The organism is Nocardiopsis sp. iso_237 (genome assembly GCF_056173345.1).
The window spans coordinates 2,047,653-2,068,646 of the sequence record NZ_CM149669.1 but is presented as its reverse complement, the minus strand read 5'-3'; the positions used below and the strand labels follow the sequence as shown (position 1 = coordinate 2,068,646).

Annotated in this window: 16 protein-coding genes; 8 read left to right on the top strand and 8 right to left on the bottom strand. The window is 71.9% G+C overall.

What is annotated here, in order from left to right; genetic code table 11:
* The first annotated feature begins 37 nt into the window (after window positions 1-37).
* A complete protein-coding gene (locus AC0VYM_RS09330; protein WP_475461103.1) occupies window positions 38-754 on the top strand; it encodes a DUF4191 domain-containing protein in 717 nt (238 codons plus the stop codon).
* Window positions 755-827: 73 nt separating this feature from the next.
* Here AC0VYM_RS09330 and AC0VYM_RS09325 read toward each other — a convergent pair whose 3' ends face one another.
* The 3 genes from AC0VYM_RS09325 to AC0VYM_RS09315 form a co-directional block, all read right to left on the bottom strand.
* On the bottom strand, window positions 828-2,186 hold the full coding sequence (locus AC0VYM_RS09325) for an LCP family protein (protein WP_475462980.1): 1,359 nt from the start codon (window positions 2,184-2,186) through the stop codon (window positions 828-830).
* A 223-nt stretch (window positions 2,187-2,409) separates the two neighbouring features.
* Window positions 2,410-3,831, bottom strand: a complete 1,422-nt coding sequence (locus AC0VYM_RS09320) for an LCP family protein (RefSeq protein ID WP_475461101.1) — start codon at window positions 3,829-3,831, stop codon at window positions 2,410-2,412.
* 227 nt (window positions 3,832-4,058) lie between these two features.
* Window positions 4,059-4,565 carry an RDD family protein gene (locus AC0VYM_RS09315; protein ID WP_475461098.1) on the bottom strand — a complete coding sequence of 169 codons (507 nt, stop codon included), beginning with the start codon at window positions 4,563-4,565 and terminating at the stop codon, window positions 4,059-4,061.
* Between the two features lie 329 nt (window positions 4,566-4,894).
* Here AC0VYM_RS09315 and glnA point away from each other — a divergent pair, with 329 nt between their 5' ends.
* Window positions 4,895-6,319, top strand: coding sequence for a type I glutamate--ammonia ligase (gene glnA, locus AC0VYM_RS09310; protein ID WP_475461095.1), 1,425 nt, complete (start codon window positions 4,895-4,897; stop codon window positions 6,317-6,319).
* A 112-nt stretch (window positions 6,320-6,431) separates the two neighbouring features.
* Window positions 6,432-9,533 carry a bifunctional [glutamine synthetase] adenylyltransferase/[glutamine synthetase]-adenylyl-L-tyrosine phosphorylase gene (locus AC0VYM_RS09305; RefSeq protein ID WP_475461092.1) on the top strand — a complete coding sequence of 1,034 codons (3,102 nt, stop codon included), beginning with the start codon at window positions 6,432-6,434 and terminating at the stop codon, window positions 9,531-9,533.
* Here the strand turns inward: AC0VYM_RS09305 and AC0VYM_RS09300 are convergent.
* Window positions 9,521-10,651, bottom strand: coding sequence for a sensor histidine kinase (locus tag AC0VYM_RS09300; protein ID WP_475461090.1), 1,131 nt, complete (start codon window positions 10,649-10,651; stop codon window positions 9,521-9,523). The genes AC0VYM_RS09305 and AC0VYM_RS09300 overlap by 13 nt on opposite strands.
* Window positions 10,648-11,322, bottom strand: a complete 675-nt coding sequence (locus AC0VYM_RS09295; RefSeq protein ID WP_475461087.1) for a response regulator transcription factor — start codon at window positions 11,320-11,322, stop codon at window positions 10,648-10,650. The genes AC0VYM_RS09300 and AC0VYM_RS09295 overlap by 4 nt, the downstream gene beginning before the upstream one ends.
* Before the next feature lie 156 nt (window positions 11,323-11,478).
* Between AC0VYM_RS09295 and AC0VYM_RS09290 the strand changes: the two genes are divergently transcribed.
* The gene (locus AC0VYM_RS09290; protein ID WP_475461085.1) at window positions 11,479-12,054 is read left to right on the top strand and encodes a M15 family metallopeptidase; all 576 of its coding nucleotides are present in this window, start codon (window positions 11,479-11,481) and stop codon (window positions 12,052-12,054) included.
* 37 nt (window positions 12,055-12,091) lie between these two features.
* Here the strand turns inward: AC0VYM_RS09290 and AC0VYM_RS09285 are convergent, their stop codons facing one another.
* From AC0VYM_RS09285 to AC0VYM_RS09275, 3 genes are all read right to left on the bottom strand, one after another.
* The gene (locus AC0VYM_RS09285) at window positions 12,092-13,873 is read right to left on the bottom strand and encodes a carbohydrate-binding module family 20 domain-containing protein (RefSeq protein WP_475461083.1); all 1,782 of its coding nucleotides are present in this window, start codon (window positions 13,871-13,873) and stop codon (window positions 12,092-12,094) included.
* A gap of 245 nt (window positions 13,874-14,118) precedes the next feature.
* Window positions 14,119-14,457 (bottom strand): hypothetical protein, encoded by a 339-nt coding sequence (locus tag AC0VYM_RS09280; RefSeq protein ID WP_475461081.1) that lies wholly within the window; start codon window positions 14,455-14,457, stop codon window positions 14,119-14,121.
* A 79-nt stretch (window positions 14,458-14,536) separates the two neighbouring features.
* The gene (locus AC0VYM_RS09275) at window positions 14,537-15,145 is read right to left on the bottom strand and encodes a hypothetical protein (RefSeq protein WP_475461078.1); all 609 of its coding nucleotides are present in this window, start codon (window positions 15,143-15,145) and stop codon (window positions 14,537-14,539) included.
* A 292-nt stretch (window positions 15,146-15,437) separates the two neighbouring features.
* Between AC0VYM_RS09275 and AC0VYM_RS09270 the strand changes: the two genes are divergently transcribed.
* From AC0VYM_RS09270 to AC0VYM_RS09255, 4 genes are all read left to right on the top strand, one after another.
* Window positions 15,438-15,692 carry a hypothetical protein gene (locus AC0VYM_RS09270; protein ID WP_475461076.1) on the top strand — a complete coding sequence of 85 codons (255 nt, stop codon included), beginning with the start codon at window positions 15,438-15,440 and terminating at the stop codon, window positions 15,690-15,692.
* A complete protein-coding gene (locus tag AC0VYM_RS09265; RefSeq protein WP_475461073.1) occupies window positions 15,692-18,739 on the top strand; it encodes a helix-turn-helix transcriptional regulator in 3,048 nt (1,015 codons plus the stop codon). The genes AC0VYM_RS09270 and AC0VYM_RS09265 overlap by 1 nt, the downstream gene beginning before the upstream one ends.
* Before the next feature lie 151 nt (window positions 18,740-18,890).
* A complete protein-coding gene (locus AC0VYM_RS09260; RefSeq protein ID WP_184365415.1) occupies window positions 18,891-20,252 on the top strand; it encodes a glutamine synthetase family protein in 1,362 nt (453 codons plus the stop codon).
* A gap of 126 nt (window positions 20,253-20,378) precedes the next feature.
* The gene (locus tag AC0VYM_RS09255; protein ID WP_475461070.1) at window positions 20,379-20,957 is read left to right on the top strand and encodes a rhodanese-like domain-containing protein; all 579 of its coding nucleotides are present in this window, start codon (window positions 20,379-20,381) and stop codon (window positions 20,955-20,957) included.
* The last annotated feature ends 37 nt before the right edge of the window (window positions 20,958-20,994 follow it).

Sequence of the window (20,994 nt, the reverse complement as noted above, 5' to 3'; positions counted from 1 at the left end):
CCACCGACGAGTTCGGTGTGCGCTGCCTGAAAGCACGATGGCGAAGAAGTCCGAGAACACGACCGCCGGACAGGGTGGCGAGAAGCAGCCGGGCCGGTTGAAGCAGATCGGCATGGTCGCCAAGGTCGTGCACAAGCAGAGCCCGCGGACGATCCCGATCGCGGTGGCCGTCGCGGTCGTGATCTTCGCCGCCTTCGTCGGCGTCGGCGTCTGGACCGGATCCTGGATCATCTGGCCGCTCACCGGTCTGCCGATCGCCTTCCTGGTCGGTTTCATCATGTTCACCCGCGCCGCCCAGCGGGTCCAGTACCAGATGCTGGACGGCCGTCTGGGCGCCGGTATGGCGATCCTGGAGAACATGCGCGGCAACTGGGTGGTCGAGCCCGGCGTGGCGGCCAACAAGCAGATGGACGTCGTCCACCGCGTGGTCGGCCGCCCCGGTGTGGTCCTGGTCGGTGAGGGCGACCCCGGTCGGCTCAAGGGCCTGATCGCCGGTGAGAAGAAGCGCGTCGCCCGCGTGGCCCACGACACGCCCATCTACGACTTCAAGGTCGGCAACGGCGAGGACCAGGTTCCGGTCTCCAAGCTCCAGCGCGCGCTGGTCAAGCTGCCGCGCAACCTGGACAAGGGCGACACCGCCGAGCTGAACTACCGCCTCAAGGCGCTGCCGCCCGCGATGCGGATGCCCAAGGGCCCGATGCCGAAGGGCGCGAAGCTGCCCAAGGGCATGCGCGGCAACAAGGCCGGGGGCTGATCCGCTCCCTCCCGAGCGCACGAGAACGGGGCCGTCACACCTGGTGTGACGGCCCCGTTCTCGTTGGGGTGGGCTAGGAGCAGCTCACCTCGTCCTCGGCGGCGGAGGTGGTCTCGATGTCGCCCGGGGCTCCTCCGGGCTCCGCGACGGCGGCCAGGCCGTCCCAGTCCGCCGCGCCCATGACCAGTTCCAGGTCGTCCCCGAGCGTGGGCTCCTCGACCACCTCGGCGACCGACAGGGCGGAGGCCAGGACCTCGGCCTGCTCGGCCTGGTCCGGCCCGTGGTAGACCGTGGTCGTGTCGGGCGCGCGGAGGTCGGGGTTGGTGGACTCGGTGACCACGAAGCCCTCGGCCTCCAGCAGTCCCTGGACCTGGCTGCCCAGACCGTCGATCCCGGTGTTGTTGAGCACCCGCAGGGACACGTCGGAGGGCTCGACGCCGCCGGAGCCCTCCTCCTCCGCCTCGTCGTCCCCGCCCTCGGCCAGCTCGCCCGTGGCCACCGCCGTGAACAGCTCCTGGGCGGCGGTCTCCTCCAGCGCGACCTTGTTGGGGTCGGCGGGGTAGTCGGTGACCGGCGCGGTGATCATGTTCATCCGGCCCAGGTCGACCTCGCGCATCGCGACGGCCAGTTCGGTCATCTTGTCGGTGCTGAAGTCGCTGTCGGTGGTCAGGCTGTCGGTGATGGAGTCCAGGAAGCCGTAGAGGGTGCTGGGGCTGGACAGGATCTCGCCCTCGGTGACCTCACGGAGGATGGAGCCGATCATGCGCTGCTGGTTCTCGATCCGGCCGAGGTCGCTGCCGTTCTCCGCGCTGTCGCGGGAGCGAGCCAGCCCCAGCGCCTGTTCCCCGTCGAGCCGCTGCATTCCGGCGTCCAGCACCAGGTGCGCCTTGGGGTCGTCGATCGGCTCGGGGACGCACATCTCGATGCCGCCGATCGAGTCCACGATGTTCTCGAACCCGGCGAAGTCCACCAGGACCATGTGGTCGAGGTGGATGCCGGTGATGGTCTCCACCGTGTTGCCCTGGCAGTCCATGCCGCCGTAGGTCATCGCGTGGTTGAGCTGGTCGACGCCGCCGTTCCAGCCCTCGCCCTCGTCGCCCCCGTCGCAGGGCGGGATCTCGACCATCGTGTCGCGGGGCAGGTTGACCATGGTCACCCCGCCCTTGTCGACGTCGATGCTGACGACCACCAGGACGTCGGGGCGGATGCCGTTGAGCTCGTTGTAGCTGGCGTCGTCCCCCGCGCGCTCGTCGGTGCCCAGGAGCAGGATGTTGTGCACCCCGTCCACCTGCGCGGGGCGGTCCCCCCAGCCGTCAGTGTCGATCTCGGCGGTGTCGAGGGCGAAGACGTCCTGGTAGACGCCGTAGCCAGCCAGACTCCCGGCGATGACCACTCCGGTCATCCCGCACGCCACCCATTGGCCGGGACTCATCCCGGCGGCGGCCTTCGACACGTTTCTTGGGGCCAAGAGGGCACCTGCGATCCGTTCTGGGACATGAGAGGAGAACTCGCCCGAAGAGGGAACCAGTCACGGGGGGCTCCCCATGACTACTCGGACGTAACCCCCCGGATGGTACCGGAACGGTCTCGTTGTGTCAGACCCCGCTCACACGAACGGGGGCGTCCCCGGTGGGACGCCCCCGTCGGAACACGGACTAGCAGGCGCTTTCCTGCTTCTCGGCGGTGACGCCGCCGAGGTCGTCGGTGATGGACAGGTCGCTCTCGGAGGAGGAGCTTCCGAAGCCCTCCCAGTCCGACCCCGCGACCAGTTCGAGGGTCTGCTCCAGGCCCTCGGCCTCCTCGGTCTGCGCGTTGGTGAGACTGTCCGCCAGCAGCTTGGCCGCCGCCTCGTCGCCGGGACCGTGGTAGACGGTGGTGAGTTCGGGGACGCGCGCCTCGGGGTTGCCGACCCCCGTGACCACGAAGCCCTCCTGGACCAGGACGGCCTGGATCTCCAGGGCGAGGCCGTCGATCCCGGTGTTGTTGGCGATCTCGACCGAGACGTCGCCGGGCTCCACCGGGACGTCCTCGGCCTTCTCCTCGTCCTTCGCGTCGCCGTCGTCCCCTCCGCCCAGGTCCTGGCCGTTGTTGATGGCCTCGAACAGGGCCGGGGCCGCGTCGCTCATGATGATGCGGTTCTCGTCGGCCGGGTGGGCGCCGTTGGGGACCGTGACGAACTGGACGCGGTCCAGGTTGACCTCGCGCATGGAGATGGCGATGTCGGCCATGGTGTCCACGGTGAGCTCCTCGTCGGTGGTGATCGAGTCCGTGACCGCGCCGAGGAAGCGCGTGATGGTGACCGGGCTGGTCATCACCTCGCTGCTCAGGACCTCGCGGAGCATGGCGCCCATGAACTCCTGCTGGCGGTCGATCCGGGACAGGTCGCTGCCGTCGCCCTGCGAGTAGCGGGAGCGCACGAAGCCCAGCGAGTCCTCACCGTTCAGCGTCTGCATACCGGCGTCCAGCACCAGGTGCGCCTTGGGGTCGTCCACCGGCTCGGGGATGCACATCTCCACCCCGCCGATGGCGTCCACCATGTCCTTGAAGCCGACGAAGTCCATCATCAGGAAGTGGTCCAGGTGGACGCCGGTGACCTGCTCCACCGCGTTCCACTGGCAGCCCACGCCACCGAAGGTCATGGCGGAGTTGATCATGCCCTGCTGGGCCTGCATGCCCTCGTACCCCTCCGTCGGCTCACAGGCGGGCAGGTCGACCATGAGGTCGCGGGGCAGGTTCACCAGGGTGGCCGCGCCGTTGTCCACGTTGACGCTCGCGATGAGCATCGTGTCCGGACGCTCCCCCTCGACCTCGCCGTACTCGGCGTTCTCCCCCGAGCGCACGTCCGAGCCGATGATGAGGATGTTCATGACACCCTCGACACTCGTGGGCCGGTCCCACTCGTCGGTGTCCACCTGGGCGGTGGTGATGTTGCCGATCAGGCCCTGGTACCAGCCGTAGCCGCCGAGGCTGGCGATGATGGCCAGCGCGGTCGCGACGCACGCGACCCACTGTCCGGCGGACAACCGGGCGGTGCTCAGGGCACCGGAGTTGCGAGGGGCGGAGCGTCTTCCAGCCATGCGAACCTTCGAGGGTGCGAGGAGACCTTGAGGGGGGCGGGTTCAGGGCAGCCGGGGCCGGTCCGGACGGCGCACCCACCGGTGGCGGGGCGTCGACGCGCGGTACACGGCCCGAGGTCGCGGGGGTCCCTGCGGGAAATGCCGTGAACGGATGCTAACAGCAGCTCGGTACGGGTGCGCACGCGTGTGCGCACGGCGTCCGGAGCGGGAGGACCGGGCGTGTCCGCTCAGTAGCGGGTGGCGACGGTCCCGGCGGCGCGGTCGTGCAGGCCCCGTGTGTCGCGGTCGTAGACCACGGCCGGGATCACCAGGCACAACAGCAGGGTGCGCACGGCCATGGAGGCGAACCAGGGCCAGCCGCGCTCACCGGTGGCGGTGATACCGACCCCGACGAGACGGCGTCCGATCGTCGTGCCGAACATCGTGAGCAGGAGGAGGTTCATCGCCGCGAACACCACCAGGGTGGACAGGGTGGTGAAGTTGGTCAGGGCGATGGCCTCGGGGTCGCCCCCGGCCGCCGCCGCGGCGGCCAGCTCCTGACCGATCAGGCCGAGGCTGAGCGCGACCCACACCAGCATCGCGGAGATGGCCCAGTCGAGTGCGAGGCCGACCAGGCGGCGCATGACCCCGGGCACCGACCCGCTGCCGCTCTCGGGCAGACCCAGCCGGTTGCCGCGGTAACGGAAGTCGTCATCGGAGACCGTGGGGGCGCCGCTCCGGCTCTTGTCGCTCATGTTTTTCACGTTATCCGCCCCGCGTCGCCCCCCGCGCGCGGGTCCGTGCGACCTCTGTGACGTGCGGACGGAGGGGACGTGGCGCGGGTCACTCCCGAGGGTCCCGACGCCCCGTTTTCGCCCCGAAACAGGCGGAATCACCGTTCCGGGACCACTGGTCGACGCGGGCGACCGGCTCCGTAACATGCAGGAAACAATAGAGACACGGCGTGGAAATCACGCGCTCTTAGCTTCGAAGACGAGGCCGGGAGACGGCGCGTGGTTCGACACGGCCGCGATGGTGCGGGCCGCGAACCCGCCGTCTCAGCTATCTGCACGGAGGTTCCGTTTTGTTCAGCAGCGTCGACGAGGTGCTCGCCTACATCCGAGACGAGGACGTCAGGTTCTTCGACGTCCGGTTCACGGACCTGTTCGGGGGCGTCCACCACGTTACCCTCCCGGTCGAGAACGTGGACGAGTCCACGTTCACCGACGGTCAGATGTTCGACGGTTCCTCGATCCGCGGCTTCCAGGCCATCCACGAGTCCGACATGCTGCTCCTGCCCGACCTGAGCACCGGTGTCCTGGACCCGTTCCGCAAGCACAAGACGCTGAACATGACGTTCTTCGTCCACGACCCGCTCACGCTGGAGTCGTACAGCCGCGACCCGCGCAACGTCGCCCGCAAGGCCGAGGCCTACCTCACCGGCTCGGGCGTGGCCGACACCGCCTTCTTCGGCCCCGAGGCCGAGTTCTACATCTTCGACGACGTCAAGTTCGAGACGCGTGCGAACACCGGCTACTACGAGATCGACTCGATCGAGGGCGCCTGGAACACCGGCTCCGCGATCGAGGGCGGCAACCGGGGCTACCGTCCCCGCTTCAAGGGCGGCTACTTCCCCGTCGAGCCGGTCGACCACTACAGCGACCTGCGCTCCGACATGGTGCGGGCCCTGATCGAGTCCGGCATCGAGGTGGAGCTCCAGCACCACGAGGTCGGCACCGCCGGCCAGGCCGAGATCGGCATCAAGTTCGGCACGCTGCTGGAGCAGGCCGACAAGGTCCAGCTGTACAAGTACATCGTGAAGAACGTGGCGAACGAGGCGGGCAAGACCGCGACGTTCATGCCGAAGCCGCTCTTCGGTGACAACGGCTCGGGCATGCACTGCCACCAGAGCCTGTGGAAGGACGGCGCGCCGCTGTTCTTCGACGAGGCCGGCTACGGCCAGCTCTCGGACACGGCCCGCCACTACATCGGCGGTCTGCTCAAGCACGCCTCGGCGCTGCTGGCCTTCACCAACCCGACGGTGAACTCCTTCCACCGCCTGGTGCCGGGCTACGAGGCCCCGATCAACCTGGTCTACAGCCAGCGGAACCGTTCGGCCTGCATCCGCCTGCCGCTCACCGGTTCCAACCCGAAGGCCAAGCGCATCGAGTTCCGGGTGCCGGACCCGTCGGCCAACCCCTACCTGGCCTTCTCCGCCATGCTGATGGCGGGCATGGACGGCATCAAGAACAAGATCGAGCCGCCGGAGCCGGTCGACAAGGACCTGTACGAGCTGCCCCCGGCCGAGGCCGCGGCGATCGAGACGGTCCCGGCGTCCCTGGAGGCGGCTCTGGAGGCCCTGGAGGCCGACCACGAGTTCCTGCTGGAGGGCGGGGTCTTCACCAAGGACCTCATCGAGACCTACATCGACTACAAGCGCACCGAGGAGATCGACTCCCTGCGCCTGCGCCCGCACCCGCGCGAGTTCGAGCTCTACTACGACATCTAGTCGCACCCCTCGGGGCCGGTATCCAGTTCGGGTACCGGCCCCGAGCCGGTTCCGGGGTCCGGATCCCCAGGACGGCTACCGTTGACGCGTGGCAAGGGACGGAAGAACCAACATGACAGCGGGCGCGCTCGCTCGACGCGGTTTCAGTGACAGCACCCGGGCCCTGCGGCTGGTGGAGGAGGCGGGGCTGGACGCCCTGGCCGACACCGAGGTGATCGGTGCCCTCGCGGCGGCGGCCGACCCGGACCAGGCGCTGCTGGGGCTCCTCCGGCTGCTGGAGGCCGCCCCGGACCCCGAGGAGGTGCGCGTCGCCCTTCGGGAGGAACGCGACCTGCGGACCCGGCTGTGCCGTGTCCTGGGGGTCAGCACGGCGCTGACCGACCATCTGGTGCGCCATCCCGGCGACTGGCGTGAGCTGCGCGGGGCCGACGCCGCGCGCACCCCGGACCGCGAGGAGCTGCGCCGGGGGCTGATGCACACCGTGGGGGCGAGCCCCGACGAGTCCGCTCCGGCGGCCGACCTCTCCCTGGGCCTGGGCGAGGACGGGGAACCCCCGGCCGTGCTGCGGCACACGCTGCGGGTGGCCTACCGGCGCCGGGTGCTGCGGCTGGCCGGTCGGGACCTGACCGGGGTGAACACCGTGGACGAGGTCGCCGCCGAGCTGGCCGACCTGGCGGCGGCGGTCCTGGACGCGGCACTGGCGGTGGCCCGGGCGGAGTCCCCGGAGGACGCCGCCCTGTGCCGTCTGAGCGTGATCGGTATGGGCAAGTGCGGTGGCCGCGAACTGAACTACGTCAGCGACGTGGACGTGGTGTTCGTGGCCGAGCCCGCCACCGACGCGGACGGCGTGCCCGCCGACGACCAGGAGGCGCAGCGCGCCGCCACCCGGCTGGCGACCGCGATGATGCGCGTTCCGGCGGAGACCGACGCGGAGGGCACCCTGTGGGAGGTGGACCCGGCGCTGCGGCCGGAGGGCCGCAACGGTCCGCTGGTGCGGCCGCTCGCGGGGCACCTGGCGTACTACGAGCGCTGGGCCAAGACCTGGGAGTTCCAGGCGCTGCTCAAGGCCCGGCCGATCGCCGGTGACGAGGAACTGGGACGCCGGTACGCGGAGGCCATCGCGCCGCTGGTGTGGGAGGCCTCCGGCCGCAAGGACTTCGTGGAGGACGTGCAGGCCATGCGCCGCCGGGTGGTGGCGCACATCCCCGCCGGGCAGGCCGAGCACGAACTGAAGCTGGGCCCCGGAGGGCTGCGCGACATCGAGTTCTCCGTGCAGCTGCTCCAGCTGGTGCACGGGCGTTCGGACGAGCGGTTGAGGTCGGGCAACACCCTCCAGGCCCTCTCCGCGCTGTCGGAGTACGGCTACGTGGGGCGGCGGGACGCGGCGGGGCTGTCCGACGCCTACCGCTTCCTGCGGCGGGTGGAGCACCTGTTGCAGCTGGAGCGGCTGCGCCGGACCCACCTGATGCCCGACCCCCGGTCCCCTGACGGCCCGTCGCGGCTGCGGCAGCTGGGCCGGGCCCTGGGGTTCACCTCCGACTCGGTGCGGGAACTGACCGGCGCCCGCAAGCGGGTGTCGGCGGAGGTGCGCCGTCTGCACGAGAAGCTCTTCTACCGTCCGCTGCTGAACGCGGTGGCCGCCCTGCCCGAGGACGAGATCCGGCTCTCCGCCGACCAGGCCGTGGAGCGCCTGGGGGCGCTGGGGTTCGTGGACCCGCGCGGGGCGCTTCGCCACCTGGAGTCGTTGACGTCGGGGCTGTCCCGGCGGGCGGCCATCCAGCGCACGCTGTTGCCGGTGATGCTGGGGTGGTTCGCAGACTCGCCCGACCCGGACGCGGGACTCCTCGGGTTCCGGCAGGTCAGCGATGCCCTGGGCACCACGCCCTGGTACCTGCGGCTGCTGCGGGACGACGTCCGGGTGGCCGAGCGGATGGCGTGGCTGCTGGGGACCAGCCGGTACGTGACCGAGCTGCTGCTGCGGGCCCCCGAGGCGGTGGCCATGCTGGGCGACGACGCCGACCTCCGGCGGCGCGAGAGGAGGTCGCTGATGGCCGAGGCCGACGCGGCCCTGCGCCGCTACGACACCCCGGAGGAGGCGGTGTCGGCGGTGCGGGCGCTGCGCCGCCGGGAGCTGCTGCGCACGGCCGCCGCCGACCTCCTGGGGGTGTCCTCGGTCGAGGAGGTGGGGCGGGCGCTCACCGGGATCGCGGAGGTGACCGTCGACGCCGCCCTGCGCGCGGCCTACACCAAGGTGATCTCCGAGTCCGGCGGCGAGGTGCTGACCCGGGTGTGCGTGGTGGCGATGGGCCGGTTCGGCGGTGGTGAGCTGACCTACGCCAGCGACGCCGACGTGATGTACGTGCACGACCCCCTGCCGGACGTGGACACGGGCGCCGCCACCAAGCAGGCCATGGCGATCGTGCGGGAGTTGGCCCGGCTGCTGGAGATGCCGCAGGCGGAGCCGCCGCTGAAGGTCGACACGGACCTGCGGCCCGAGGGCCGCAGCGGGCCCGTCGTGCGCACGCTGGACTCCTACGCCGCCTACTACGGACGCTGGTCCCAGGTGTGGGAGAGCCAGGCCCTGCTGCGGGCGCGACCGATCGCCGGGGACGTGGAGCTGCGTTCGGCGTTCGTCGCGCTGATCGACCCGATCCGCTACCCCGACGGAGGCGTCTCCCCCGCGTCCGTGCTGGAGATCCGCAAGCTCAAGGCACGGATGGAGGCCGAGCGGCTGCCGCGCGGGGCGGACCCGACCCTGCACACGAAGCTGGGCCGGGGCGGGCTGTCGGACGTGGAGTGGGTGGCGCAGCTGGTGCAGCTGCGCCACGCGCACGAGTTCCCGGACCTGCGCACTCCGCAGACGCTGCCCGCGCTGGCGGTGGCGGTGGCGCACGGGTTCCTGTCCGCCGACGACGGCGTGGTGCTGGAGCGGTCCTGGCGGCTGGCCTCGCGGGTGCGCGGCATGGTGATGCTGGTGCGCGGCCGGGGCGGTGACTCGATCCCGCACGACCTGCGGGTGCGCGCGGCACTGGCCCAGGCCATGGGGTACGGCGACGACGACGCGGTCGACACGGACGGCGAGGGGACCGAGGAGGACGGCGCGGTGGCGGAGGGCCCCGAGCCCGAGGGTCCGGCCGAGCAGCTGACCGAGTCCTACCTGCGGACCACCCGGAGGGCGCGCGCGGTGATGGAACGCGCCTTCTACGACGACTGAGGGGCGCCCCGGGCGGGGAGCGTGACCGTGACCGTGAGCCCTCCGCCCTGGTCGGCCCCGCGCGGGCGCAGGTCCAGGGTGCCGCCGTGGACCTGCGCGACCCGGGCCACCAGTGCCAGGCCCAGCCCGTGTCCCTGGCCGGCGCCGACCCGTCCCGCGCCCCGCAGGAAGGGCTCGCGCAGGCGGGCGGCGGCCTCCCTGGTGTACACGGGGCCGGTGTTCTCGACCCGCAGGACGGCGCCGCCGGTGCTCGGGTCGCGGCCGGTGGTGACGAGGGCGATGGCCGCCCCCGGCTCTCGGAGGTTGTGCCGCAGGGCGTTGCGCACCAGGTTCTCGGTGAGCTGGGTGAGCAGCGCGGTGTCACCGACCGCCGGGGCCGGGGAGAGCGCGTCGTCCAGGCGCACCCCCGCGCGCCGTGCCTCCTCGGTGGTCTCGGCCACGACGCCCCGCGCGATGGCGGCGAGGTCGGCGGGCTCGGACACGGCGGTGACGGCGTTGGCGTCGGCCAGCCGCAGCAGCGCCTCGGTGAGGGCGATCGCCCGGGCGTTGGTGAGGTCCAACCGTTCGAGGAGGCGCGGGTAGTCCTGTCCCTCGGGATCGCGCCGGGCCACGTCCAGGAGGGTCGCGTTGACCGCCAGCGGGGTGCGGAGTTCGTGGGAGGCGTTGGCGGCGAACCGCTCCTGGGCCTCGAAGGCGTCCTGGAGGCGGTCCAGCATGTGGTCGAAGGCGTCGGCCAGCTGGCGGAACTCGTCGTTGCGGCCGGAGAGTCCGACCCGGTGCCCGAGCCGCCCGGTCGCCGCGACGAGGACGGCGTCGTTGATCCGGTTCAGGGGGCGCAGCACCCATCCGGCCAGGTACCAGCCGCCGACCAGGCCGATCACCGCCAGCACCAGCAGGACGCCCCCGGAGACACGGACGACGGCCTCCAGGATCTGCGGGCGGGCCGCGATGGGCTGTCCGAGGTCGCTGGGGTTGGCGGCGGTCAGCGGGTAGTTGGGCACGTAGCGCAGCACCACGTACACCCCGGCCAGCACGGCCAGGCCCGCCACGACCAGGAACCCGGCGTAGCCCAGGGTGAGGCGCAGGCGGGCGCTGACCCGTACCTGCCCGCCGTTCACCGGCCCTCCCCGGGGACCACCAGGCGGTAGCCCACGCCGGGGACGGTCACGATGGGGTCCGGCTCCCCCAGGGCCCTGCGCAGCTGGGACACCGTGACCCGGGGCGCGCTGGTGAAGGGGTCGGCGTGCTCGTCCCAGACCTTCTCCAGGAGCGTCTCCGCGCTGACCGCTCCCCCGTCCGCCCGCATGAGCAGTTCGAGGACGGCGAACTGCTTGCGGGGCAGCCGGAGGTAGCGGCCGGAACGGTGGGCCTCCCGGCGGTAGGGGTCCAGGCGCAGGTCGCCCCGCTCCAGCACCGGCTGGACCGTGGCGGCGGGCCGCCTGGCCAGCGCGCGCAGGCGCATGACCAGCTCCTCCACCGCGAACGGCTTGGTGAGGTAGTCGTCGGCGCCCAGGGAGAAGCCGTCCACCTTGTCCCGGAGCCGGGCGGCGGCGGTGAGCATGAGCACCCGGGTGCCGGGGTGGTCGCGGGCGACGACCGCGCACACCTGGTCGCCGTGGGTCCCGGGGAGGTCCCGGTCGAGGACGACCACGTCGTAGTCGTTGACCCCGATGCGCTCCAGCGCCGCGTCACCGTCCAGGGCGACGTCCGCCGCGATGGCCTCGTGGCGCAGCCCCGCCTGGAGGGCCTCGGCCATGAAGACCTCGTCCTCGACCACCAGCACGCGCATGCGCTTCCCCCGTCACTCGGTCGACGACCCAGTCTAGGCAGGGGAGGTGTTGCGAAAGTGTTGGCTCGTCGGCACACATCCGCGCAACACCGCCCCTGGTGACCTGGGGCCTTCGGTGCCGGACACGGGGTCCGGTCCACGGAGGAGGGACGTCCCATGCGCTGTCGACCGACCGTTCTGGCCACCACCGTCGCCGCGGCGGTCCTGACCCTGGCGGGGTGCGCGACAGCGGGGGCGAGCGACGGCGGGAAGTCGGGGACCGGCCTCCCGGTGACCCGGCTGACCCCGCTGGGCGACGACGACGGGTTCGTCCCCGAGGGCGAGGGTCTGGACCCCGCCGAGGACGTGCCCGCGCTGTCCGGGCTCGACCCGGACCTGTTGGCGGCGGTGCGGGAGGCCGCAGGGGCGGCGCTGGAGGAGGACGGGATCGAGGTGCTGGTGACCAGCGGATGGCGCAGCGAGCGCTACCAGCGGTTCCTGCTGGAGTCGGCCGTGGGGGTGTACGGGAGCGAGGAGGAGGCGGCCCGGTGGGTGGCCTCCCCCGAGGACTCCTCGCATGTCACGGGTGCGGCGGTGGACGTGGGCCGGACCGACGCCGCGTACTGGTTCGCCCAGCACGGGGCGCGGTTCGGGCTCTGCCAGACCTACGCCAACGAGGTGTGGCACTACGAGCTCACGGTGGAGTCGGGCGGGACCTGCCCGGCGCCGAAGGAGGACGCCTCGGCGGGCTGAGCCGGACCGGGCGCCCTCGCAAGGGCGCCCGGTGGACTCAGCGCTGGCCCCAGGTGACGGCGGTGGCCGGGCCGACCCGGTTGGCGCCGGGTTCCCAGTCCGCGCCGTCCGGGGACACCCGGACCAGCTTCCACTCGGTGTCGGGGCCGAGGGTGACACGGCCGGACCACTGCGGGTAGGTGGAGGCGTCGGTGCTCAGCGGGGCACCGTCCGCCGGGTTCCACGACCCCAGTTCGGGGGTGGAGCCGACCACGAACACCTCCTGGCCGGGCCGGGTCTCGACGGTCGCGGTCAGGGTGTCGGGCTCACCCGGCTCGCCGCCGCAGTCCCGCTCGCACTCGCCGCCCACGTGCAGCGCCAGGGCGCCGTCGGCGGGGACGGTCGCGCTGACCCGGCCAGCGGAGACCGTGGCGGTGCCGGGGCCGGAAGCGTTGTCGTACTCGCCGTCCGGGAGCGAGGTCGGGGCGGTCAGGGCCCAGTCTCCGCCCGAGGCGTTGAAGGCGGCGAACCCGGCCGCGCCCCGGTCGAAGGCCACGCGGGAGGACCCGTCGCGGGCCCGTTCGGTCAGGCCGGTGTCCCCCACCGCGGACCGGAAGGCCACCATGCCGCTGACGGCCTCGTTCCGGTGCTCGCAGACCCACGCCGCGCCGGAGCAGTCACTGTCCTCGGTGATCCACCCGGCGGGGTTGCCGTCCTCGCCCGCGCTGGGCGGGCCCTCGCTCACGTTGCCCTCGAAGTCGTAGCTGGACATCACCACGGGGGTGCCGTAGGGGTGGGCGAGCATGAACGCGGTGGCGAGATAGTAGCGGTCGCCGTCCACGTACGTGAGGGTCGGCTCGTAGCGCTGGGTGTCGTGGTTGTCGACGAAGACCACGGCCTCGTCCGAGGTGAGGCCGCCGTGGTCGGGCATGTCGGTGAGACCGGCGATGTCGCCGTTGGCGAAGCCCGAGGCGACGGAGCGCTTGTAGTCGAAGTTGGTGACCTGGCCGTAGGGCGTGTAGGCGGTGTAGGGGATCGTCTGGTCGCCGTAGACCTCGTGGAACACCCGGGGGGCGCCGCCGAACCCGGGGACGTCGTCCAGGGCCCCGATGATGGCGCCCATGTCGTCCTCGGGGACGTGCTTGGAGGCGTCCACCCGGAAGCCGCCGACCCCCATGGCCACCAGTCCGTTCAGGTACCGGACGATCTGGTCACGGACGTGCGGGGAGCCGGTGTCCAGGTCGGCCAGGTCGAGGAGCTGACAGTTCTGCACCTCGTCCTTGTCGTTCCAGTTCTCGATGGTGTCGTAGCAGGGACCGAAGTCACCGTGGGAGTAGGCGGCCGTGCCGTCCCCGAACAGGTCGGGGTACTCGTAGCGCTGCCACTCGGTCCCGGCACTGCCGGTGCTGGTGCCCTCGGCCGGTCCGGTCATGTGGTTGACGACGGCGTCCACGTAGATCCGGACACCGTTGTCGGCGCACGTGGAGACCATCGCCTGGAAGTCCTCGGCGGTGCCGCGCCGGGTGTTGTCGATCCGGTAGGAGACCGGCTGGTAGTCCTGCCACCAGGGGTGGTTGCCGCCCTCGGAGAAGGGGACGACCACGTGTTCCTGCGGCGGGGAGACCTGGACGCCGCCGTACCCGGCGGGGCCGAGGAAGTCGGCGCACTCGGCGGCGACGGAGTCCCAGTTCCACTGGAAGAGGTGGACGATCGTGTCGTCGTTGGCGTTCTGCGCGGAGACGGGTGCGGCGTCCTGGGTGGCGGCCTGGCCGGGTACCGCCAGCAGGGCGGCTCCCATCAGGGCCGCTCCGGCGAGGGCGCCGACGCGGGGTGTTCTCATGTGCGCTCCTTGGGGGGAGGTGCCGCATTCTCTTGCAGTTTGCGCAAGAGTTTGCGTTGAGGTGACGAAGGTAACAGACCGACCTCACCCTGTGAACACCGCGTGAACACCGGATCACGCGGAAATGCGGCCCTGATCTGGCCGAAAGGGGCTGCAAGATTTTCCAGACGAAAAAGCCGGTGGCGGTCCGGAGCACTCCGGACCGCCACCGGCGGCAGACCCGTGCGGGCGGGTCGGGCGGGCGTCTACCAGAAGACCGCCACACCGATGTTGACGATGGCCAGGACCCCGGCGATGATCGCCAGGTTCTTCGCGGGCTTGCGCAGGTTGAGCACACCGACGACCACGACGCCCAGGGCGATCACGAGCTTCACGCCGATCTTGACGTGGTTGAGGTCGGCGGTGTCGGCCATCTCGGCCACACCGACCAGCAGCAGACCCGTGACGAACTGGAGCAGGGCGCTGTGCAACAGCACCTTGGTCGCCTTGACGTTGTCGGTCATCAGCTGCATGAGGAAACCGGCAATGATCCCGGCCAGGCCGATCATGTGCAGGAACACGAGCGCGGAGTAAAGGAAGTCCATGGCCGTAGACTACTACGCGTTGTAGTTGAAGCCCTCGTCTTTCTGACGCCATGACGTAACAAATCGGACACCCGGCCGGTCAGGTGCCGCGCGAGGCGCCCCACTGCCGCCAGAGCAGCCACACCAGCCCCATCAGTACCCCCACCCCCAGCGCGCGGACCAGACCCTCCCGGTCCACCGCCTCCCCCACCTTCGAGAGCACCGTGCGCTCCCCGACCAGCAGGGTGTCGCTCGCACAGGCCACGGGATCGGCGTCCCGGTCCAACAGCAGGCAGGCCGTGCTCACCACCCGCTCACCCGGCTCGGCGTCCTCCGGCACCCGGACCCGGACGGTGTAGTCGGCCTCCCCGTCCCCGGGCAGGTCCACCCTCCAGTTGGCCACGCCCTCCTCCAGGACCCCGCCCTGGCCGACCTCCCGCACCTCCAGGGGTTCGGGCACGTGCTGGGCGAGCAGCCCCTCCTCGACCTCCCCGGCTCCGCCGTTGACCACGGTGGCCCGGTAGACGACCTCCTCGCCGGGGAGCGGCGGCTGGTCCACCCCGGACAGGGACAGCCCCACCGTGTCCCCACCGCCGTCAGCCGAGGCCGGGGACGCGCACAGCCCGGCCAGGGCCAGCCCCGCGACCACCCCTGCGGCCCTTCGCCCGAACGCGCCCCGCCGGTCGGTCCCGCAAGCGACCCGAGTCATCCCACGCCTCCTGAGCATCGCTGAAGGGCCGACCAGGCAGCCTCCGGGAGGAGACGACCGGCCCCCCACACACTTGCCCGGCTCAGGGCTCCCGAGTCAAGGAAATGCCGGGGCGTTTGGTGAATCGGCCGTGGTCAGGCGGCGCTTAGGGCGGATTGCGCCCGTCTTAGGACGCGAGGGTCCGAAGACGGTGGGGAACCGCTGAATCCTCCCGATGCGCCGGGTCCGTTCTTAGTCGGATCGTGGAGGTCACCGGGGCGGAACACGGGTCCTCCCCGCAGCCGGGGAGACCGTGCTCCGCGTCCCGCCGCCCCAGGACGGCCACCAGCTGTCCGAGCGGGCCGCCCGCCCCAGAGCCGAACAGGCCCTGACCACCAGCAGAGGAACCACCATGACCTTCGAGGATCTGCGCTCCGCCACCGCCCACGCGATCCGTGACGAACGCCTGCGCCGGGCCGAGCTCAGCCGCCGCACCCGCCTCCAACAGGCCGAGGCCCGGGCCCGCGCCAAGGAGGACCGGAAGCCGCCGCGACCACGGCGAGCATAATGAGGGGTATGCCCCTGTTCTCCGATACCAGTCCGCTCTTCGTGGGACGCCGGGACCACCTCCGGCTCCTGGCCGAGCAGGCCGACCGCGTACGCGTCGGACCGCCGGAGACGCTGCTGGTCGGCGGGGACGCGGGGGTCGGCAAGAGCCGTCTGGTCTCCGAGTTCGCCGCCACCCGGCCCGCCGGGACGGTGTTCGTCGGGGCCTGCCTGCAACTCGGCGTGGACGGTCTGTCCTACGCCCCCTTCACCGCCGTACTCCGCCAGGTCCTGCGCGAACGGGGACGCTCCCCGTTCGACGCGGCCGCGCCGGGCGGGGTCGGTGAGTTCGCCCGGCTCCTCCCCGAACTGGGCGAACCCGCCTCGGACCGCCGGGAGAACCGGGGCATCCTCTTCGAGCAGGTGCTGCGCCTGTTCGAACAGGTGGCCGGGGAGGCGGGGGTCACCGTCGTCCTGGAGGACCTGCACTGGGCGGACGGCGCCACCCGGGACCTGTTGGTCTTCCTCGCCCGCAACCTCTCCCGGCCCGGAACCCAGTTCGTCGCCACCTACCGCAGTGACGACCTGCACCGCGCGCACCCGCTGCGGCGACTCCTGCCCCAGCTCGAACGCCTGCCGGGCGTGGGCCGGATCGTGCTGGAGCCGTTCACCCGGGAGGAGGTGGGCGCCCAGGCCGCGGCGATCCGGGGCGAGGAACTGGAGCACGACGCCCTGGACACGCTCTTCCGGCGCAGCGAGGGCGTCCCGTTGTTCGTGGAGGCCCTGGCCGCGGCCGAGACCTGCCCCTCCGACGACGACCCGGACCTGCCCGACCACTTCCGCGACCTCCTCCTGGAGCCGGTGCGCCGCTTCGACGAGAGCACGCTCTCGGTCCTGCGCGTGGCGGCGGTGGGGGCCGTGGCCGACGGCATCGAGCACGAGGTGCTGCACCACGCGGCGGGGCTGCCCGAGCACGAGTTGGAGGCCGCCCTGCACGTCCTGGTGGACTCCAACGTGCTGCGGCCCCGGCGCACCGGCTACCGGTTCCGGCACGCGCTGCTGCGCGACGCGGTACACGACGAGATCCTGCCCGGGCCGCACTCCCGGCTGCACCTGCGCTTCGCCCAGCTCATCGACGAGTACCCGGACGCCGTCCCCGAGGACCGCCGCGCCGCCGAGCAGGCCCACCACTACCACGCCGCGCAGGACCTGCCCCGGGCCATGGAGGCCGCCTGGCGGGCCGCCGTCCAGGCCAGCAAGACCCTCGCCTTCGACGAACGCCTGGGCATGCTGGACCGCGTCCTGGCCCTGTGGGACCGGGTCCCCGGCCCCAGCGACCGGGTCGAGGGGCACAGCTGGGCGGAGGTGGTGAGCCGGGCGGCGGGCGCGGCGCTCTCGGCCAACCGCAACCGGCGTGCGCTGGAGCTCGTCGACGCGGCGCTGGCGACCCTGGACGAGGACGCCGACGACGACGGGACCCTCACGGCGCGGGCGGTCCTGCTGCGCCAGCGGGGCCAGGCCCGCTCCTCCCACGTGCGCAACGGCGGCATCGACGACCTGGTCCGGGCCCTGGAACTGCACCCGCCGCACATGCCGGGATACAGCCAGCTCCTGGCCATCCTGGCCCGGGAGGGCGCCATGCTGCGCGAGGACCGGAACCCGACCCCCGAACGGAGGATCCTCCAGGAGCTGAACGACACCGGCCGCGGCTCCAGCACGTTGGCCGAGTTGGCGATCGACGCGGCCGACACCGACAGCCTCTCCGACCGGTGCGCGGCCGCCGACGCCCGGATCACGTTGGGCGGGGTCCGCATGCGGGACGGTGACGTCGAACACGGGCGCCCGCTGGTGGAACGGGGCATGGCGGAGGCCATCGAGCTGCGCGAGCCCTACATGGAGGCGCGCGGAGCCGGGAACCTGGCCCACTTCCTGCGTGAGCTCGGCCACCACGAGGAGGGCCTGCGCGTGCTGGAGGAGTCGCTGGCCCGGCACGAGGCGCTGGGCTGGGCGCCCTACCACCGGTCCTTCCACCACCAGAACCGCGCCGAGATCCTCTTCGAGACCGGAGAGCTGCGGCAGAGCCGCGAGGTCCACCGGCGCCACCTGACCGGGGGTCAGGGGGACGACAAGCACCGGCACTACGTCCGGGCGGTGGAGGCACGGGCCGCGGCGGCGATGGGCGACGCGGTCGCGGCGCGGGCCGAGGCCGGGTCCAGCGGCGACCGCTCCATGCTGGACGCGTACCGGACGGACGTCGTGCAGCTGCGCACCACGGGGATGCTGGACGCCGCCCTGGCCGAGGGTGACCTCGCCGAGGCGCTGTCCCTCTCCCGGGACGTCCTGGAGCAGGCGGCCCTGGAGTGCTCTCCGGGGTACACGTGGCCGCTGCTGGAGCAGATGGCCGAGGCCGCGCGCCTGGGAGCGGAGCGGGCACGCGGAGGTGCGGGGTTCGGGGAGGCGGTCCGGTTCGTGGGCGGGACGGTCGGCTCCATCGCGGGGAGGCTCCCCCGCAACGGCCTGGTCCGACCGGCGTACGCGGCGACCGTACGGGCCCAGCTCGCCGAGGCCGAGGGGGCCGAGCCCCCGGCCCTGGCCGCGTCGTGGGCCGCCGCCGTGGCGGCCTGGGAGTCCACTCCCCTGCGGCTGTACCTGGCCCGGACCCGGCTGCGCGAGGCCGAGGCCCGCGTCGCGGCCGGGGAACGGTCGCGTGCGGTGGAGCTGACCCGCCTGGTGCACGGGACGGCCGTCGAGTGTGGTGCGTCACCTCTGACACGCGCGGCCGAGGACCTGGCGCGCCGCCTCGGGGCGGGGCTCTCCGGCGGGTCCGTGCCGCCTCCCGCGCCCGCCGGCCTCACCGCCCGGGAGACGGAGGTCCTGCGGCTCCTGGCCTCGGGCGCGACCAACGCGGCGATCGCCGCTGCGCTGCACATCAGCCCCAAGACCGCGAGCGTGCACGTGTCCAACATCCTGGGCAAGCTCGGAGTGCCCAACCGCGCCACGGCGGGGGCGCGCGCCCGGGAACTCGGTCTGGCCCAGGCCGTCCCGAACCTCCTGGTTCAGCGGTCATAATGCCTGTGCGGGGAGGTCCGGGCAGGCTGGTCGGCGTGTGCGGAAATACCCCGGAAATATCCGCACGGCAGACTGGGCCCGGGAGATCGTTCCCGGCACGGCTCACGTGCGCGGACCGGGCCGGGACCGACCGGCATCGAGGAGGGTAATCGTGAATCGACAGCAGGAATTCGTGCTCCGCACGTTGGAGGAGCGCGACATCCGGTTCGTGAGGCTGTGGTTCACCGACGTGCTCGGGTACCTCAAGTCCGTGGCGGTGGCACCCGCCGAGCTGGAGGCCGCCTTCTCCGAGGGCATCGGGTTCGACGGCTCGGCCATCGAGGGCTTCGCCCGGGTCTACGAGGCCGACATGCTCGCCCAGCCCGACCCCTCCACGTTCCAGGTGCTGCCCTGGCGCAACGAGCCGCACGGCACCGCGCGCATGTACTGCGACATCCTCATGCCCGACGGTTCGCCGTCCCCGGCGGACCCCAGGCACGTGCTCAAGCGCCAGCTCGGGAAGGCCTCCGACCTCGGGTTCACCTTCTACACGCACCCCGAGATCGAGTTCTACCTCCTGAAGAAGTTCCCGGAGCACGGCGAGTTCCCCGAGCCCAACGACTCGGGCGGGTACTTCGACCACACGCCGCACAACAGCGCGCACGACTTCCGGCGCAACGCGATCAACATGCTGGAGGCCATGGGCATCTCGGTGGAGTTCAGCCACCACGAGGGCGGACCGGGCCAGCAGGAGATCGACCTGCGCTACGCGGACGCGCTCACCACCGCCGACAACATCATGACCTTCCGTCTGGTGATGAAGGAGGTGGCCATGGAGCAGGGCGTGTACGCCACCTTCATGCCCAAGCCCTTCACCCAGTACCCGGGGTCGGGCATGCACACCCACCTGTCGCTCTTCGAGGGTGACCGCAACGCCTTCTACGAGCCCGGCGCCGAGTACCAGCTCTCCAAGGTCGGGCGCGGGTTCATAGCCGGGCTGCTGCGCCACGCCGACGAGATCGCGGCCGTCACCAACCAGTGGGTGAACTCGTACAAGCGCATCTGGGACGACCCGGCCGCCTCGGCGGGGATGGGCGGCGAGGCTCCGGCCTACATCTGCTGGGGGCACAACAACCGCTCGGCGCTGGTCCGCGTGCCGATGTACAAGCCGGGCAAGTCGAACTCCAGCCGGATCGAGATCCGCTCGCTGGACAGCTCCGCCAACCCGTACCTGGCCTACGCGGTGATCCTGGCCGCCGGGCTGAAGGGGATCGAGGAGGGCTACGAGCTGCCGCCCGGAGCCGAGGACGACGTCTGGGCCCTCACCGACTCCGAGCGCCGGGCGCTGGGCATCAAGCCGCTCCCCCAGAGCCTGGACGAGGCGCTGCGCCTGATGGAGAACAGCGAGCTGGTCGCGGAGACGCTGGGCGAGCACGTCTTCGACTTCTTCCTGCGCAACAAGAAGGCGGAGTGGAACTCCTACCGCCGCCAGGTGACCCCGTACGAGCTCCAGAGGTACCTGCCGACGCTCTGACCAGCACAGGACTCCGTATCGGGAGGTATTCCCGGAATCCGTGACAAGCACGTCACATACCCCGGGGGGTAGAATTCCTACCAAAGTCGTGGACTACCCCTTCTCCCCTTCTGGAGTCAGACACACATGAGCGAGTCCGTCGACGCGGCGACCGTCAGAGCCCGGATCGACAGCGGGTCCTCCCCGCTCCTGGTGGACGTGCGCACCCCGGCCGAGTTCGAGGGTGCGCACGTCCCCGGAGCGGTCAACCTCCCGCTGGGCGAGCTCGACCACCACGCCGGGCGGGTGGCCCGGGACGCCTCCGAGCAGATCGTCCTGGTGTGCCGGACCGGGTCCCGTGCCGAGCAGGCGCGGCGGCGGCTGGCAGCGGCGGGGCTGGACGACGCCGTGGTGCTGGCCGGGGGTATGGACGCCTGGGCGGAGGCCGACGGCCCCGCCGTGCACGGCCCGCAGCGGTGGGCCCTGGACCGCCAGGTGCGCCTCGTCTCGGGTTCGATCGTGCTGGTCGCGGCGCTGCTGAGCCTGTGGTGGACCCCCGCCGTGTTCCTGGCCGCGTTGGTCGGCGCCGGGCTGGCCCTCGCCGGGATCACCGACACGTGCGCCATGGCCCGCCTGCTCGCGCGGCTCCCCCACAACCGGCCGAGCGAACGCGTGGACGTCGAGGCCTCGCTGTCCCGGATCAGCAGGGCGGGCTCCCGGGCCTGACCGGCTCGCCCCCGGCCCGGGGGCGCCTGGCGGTCGG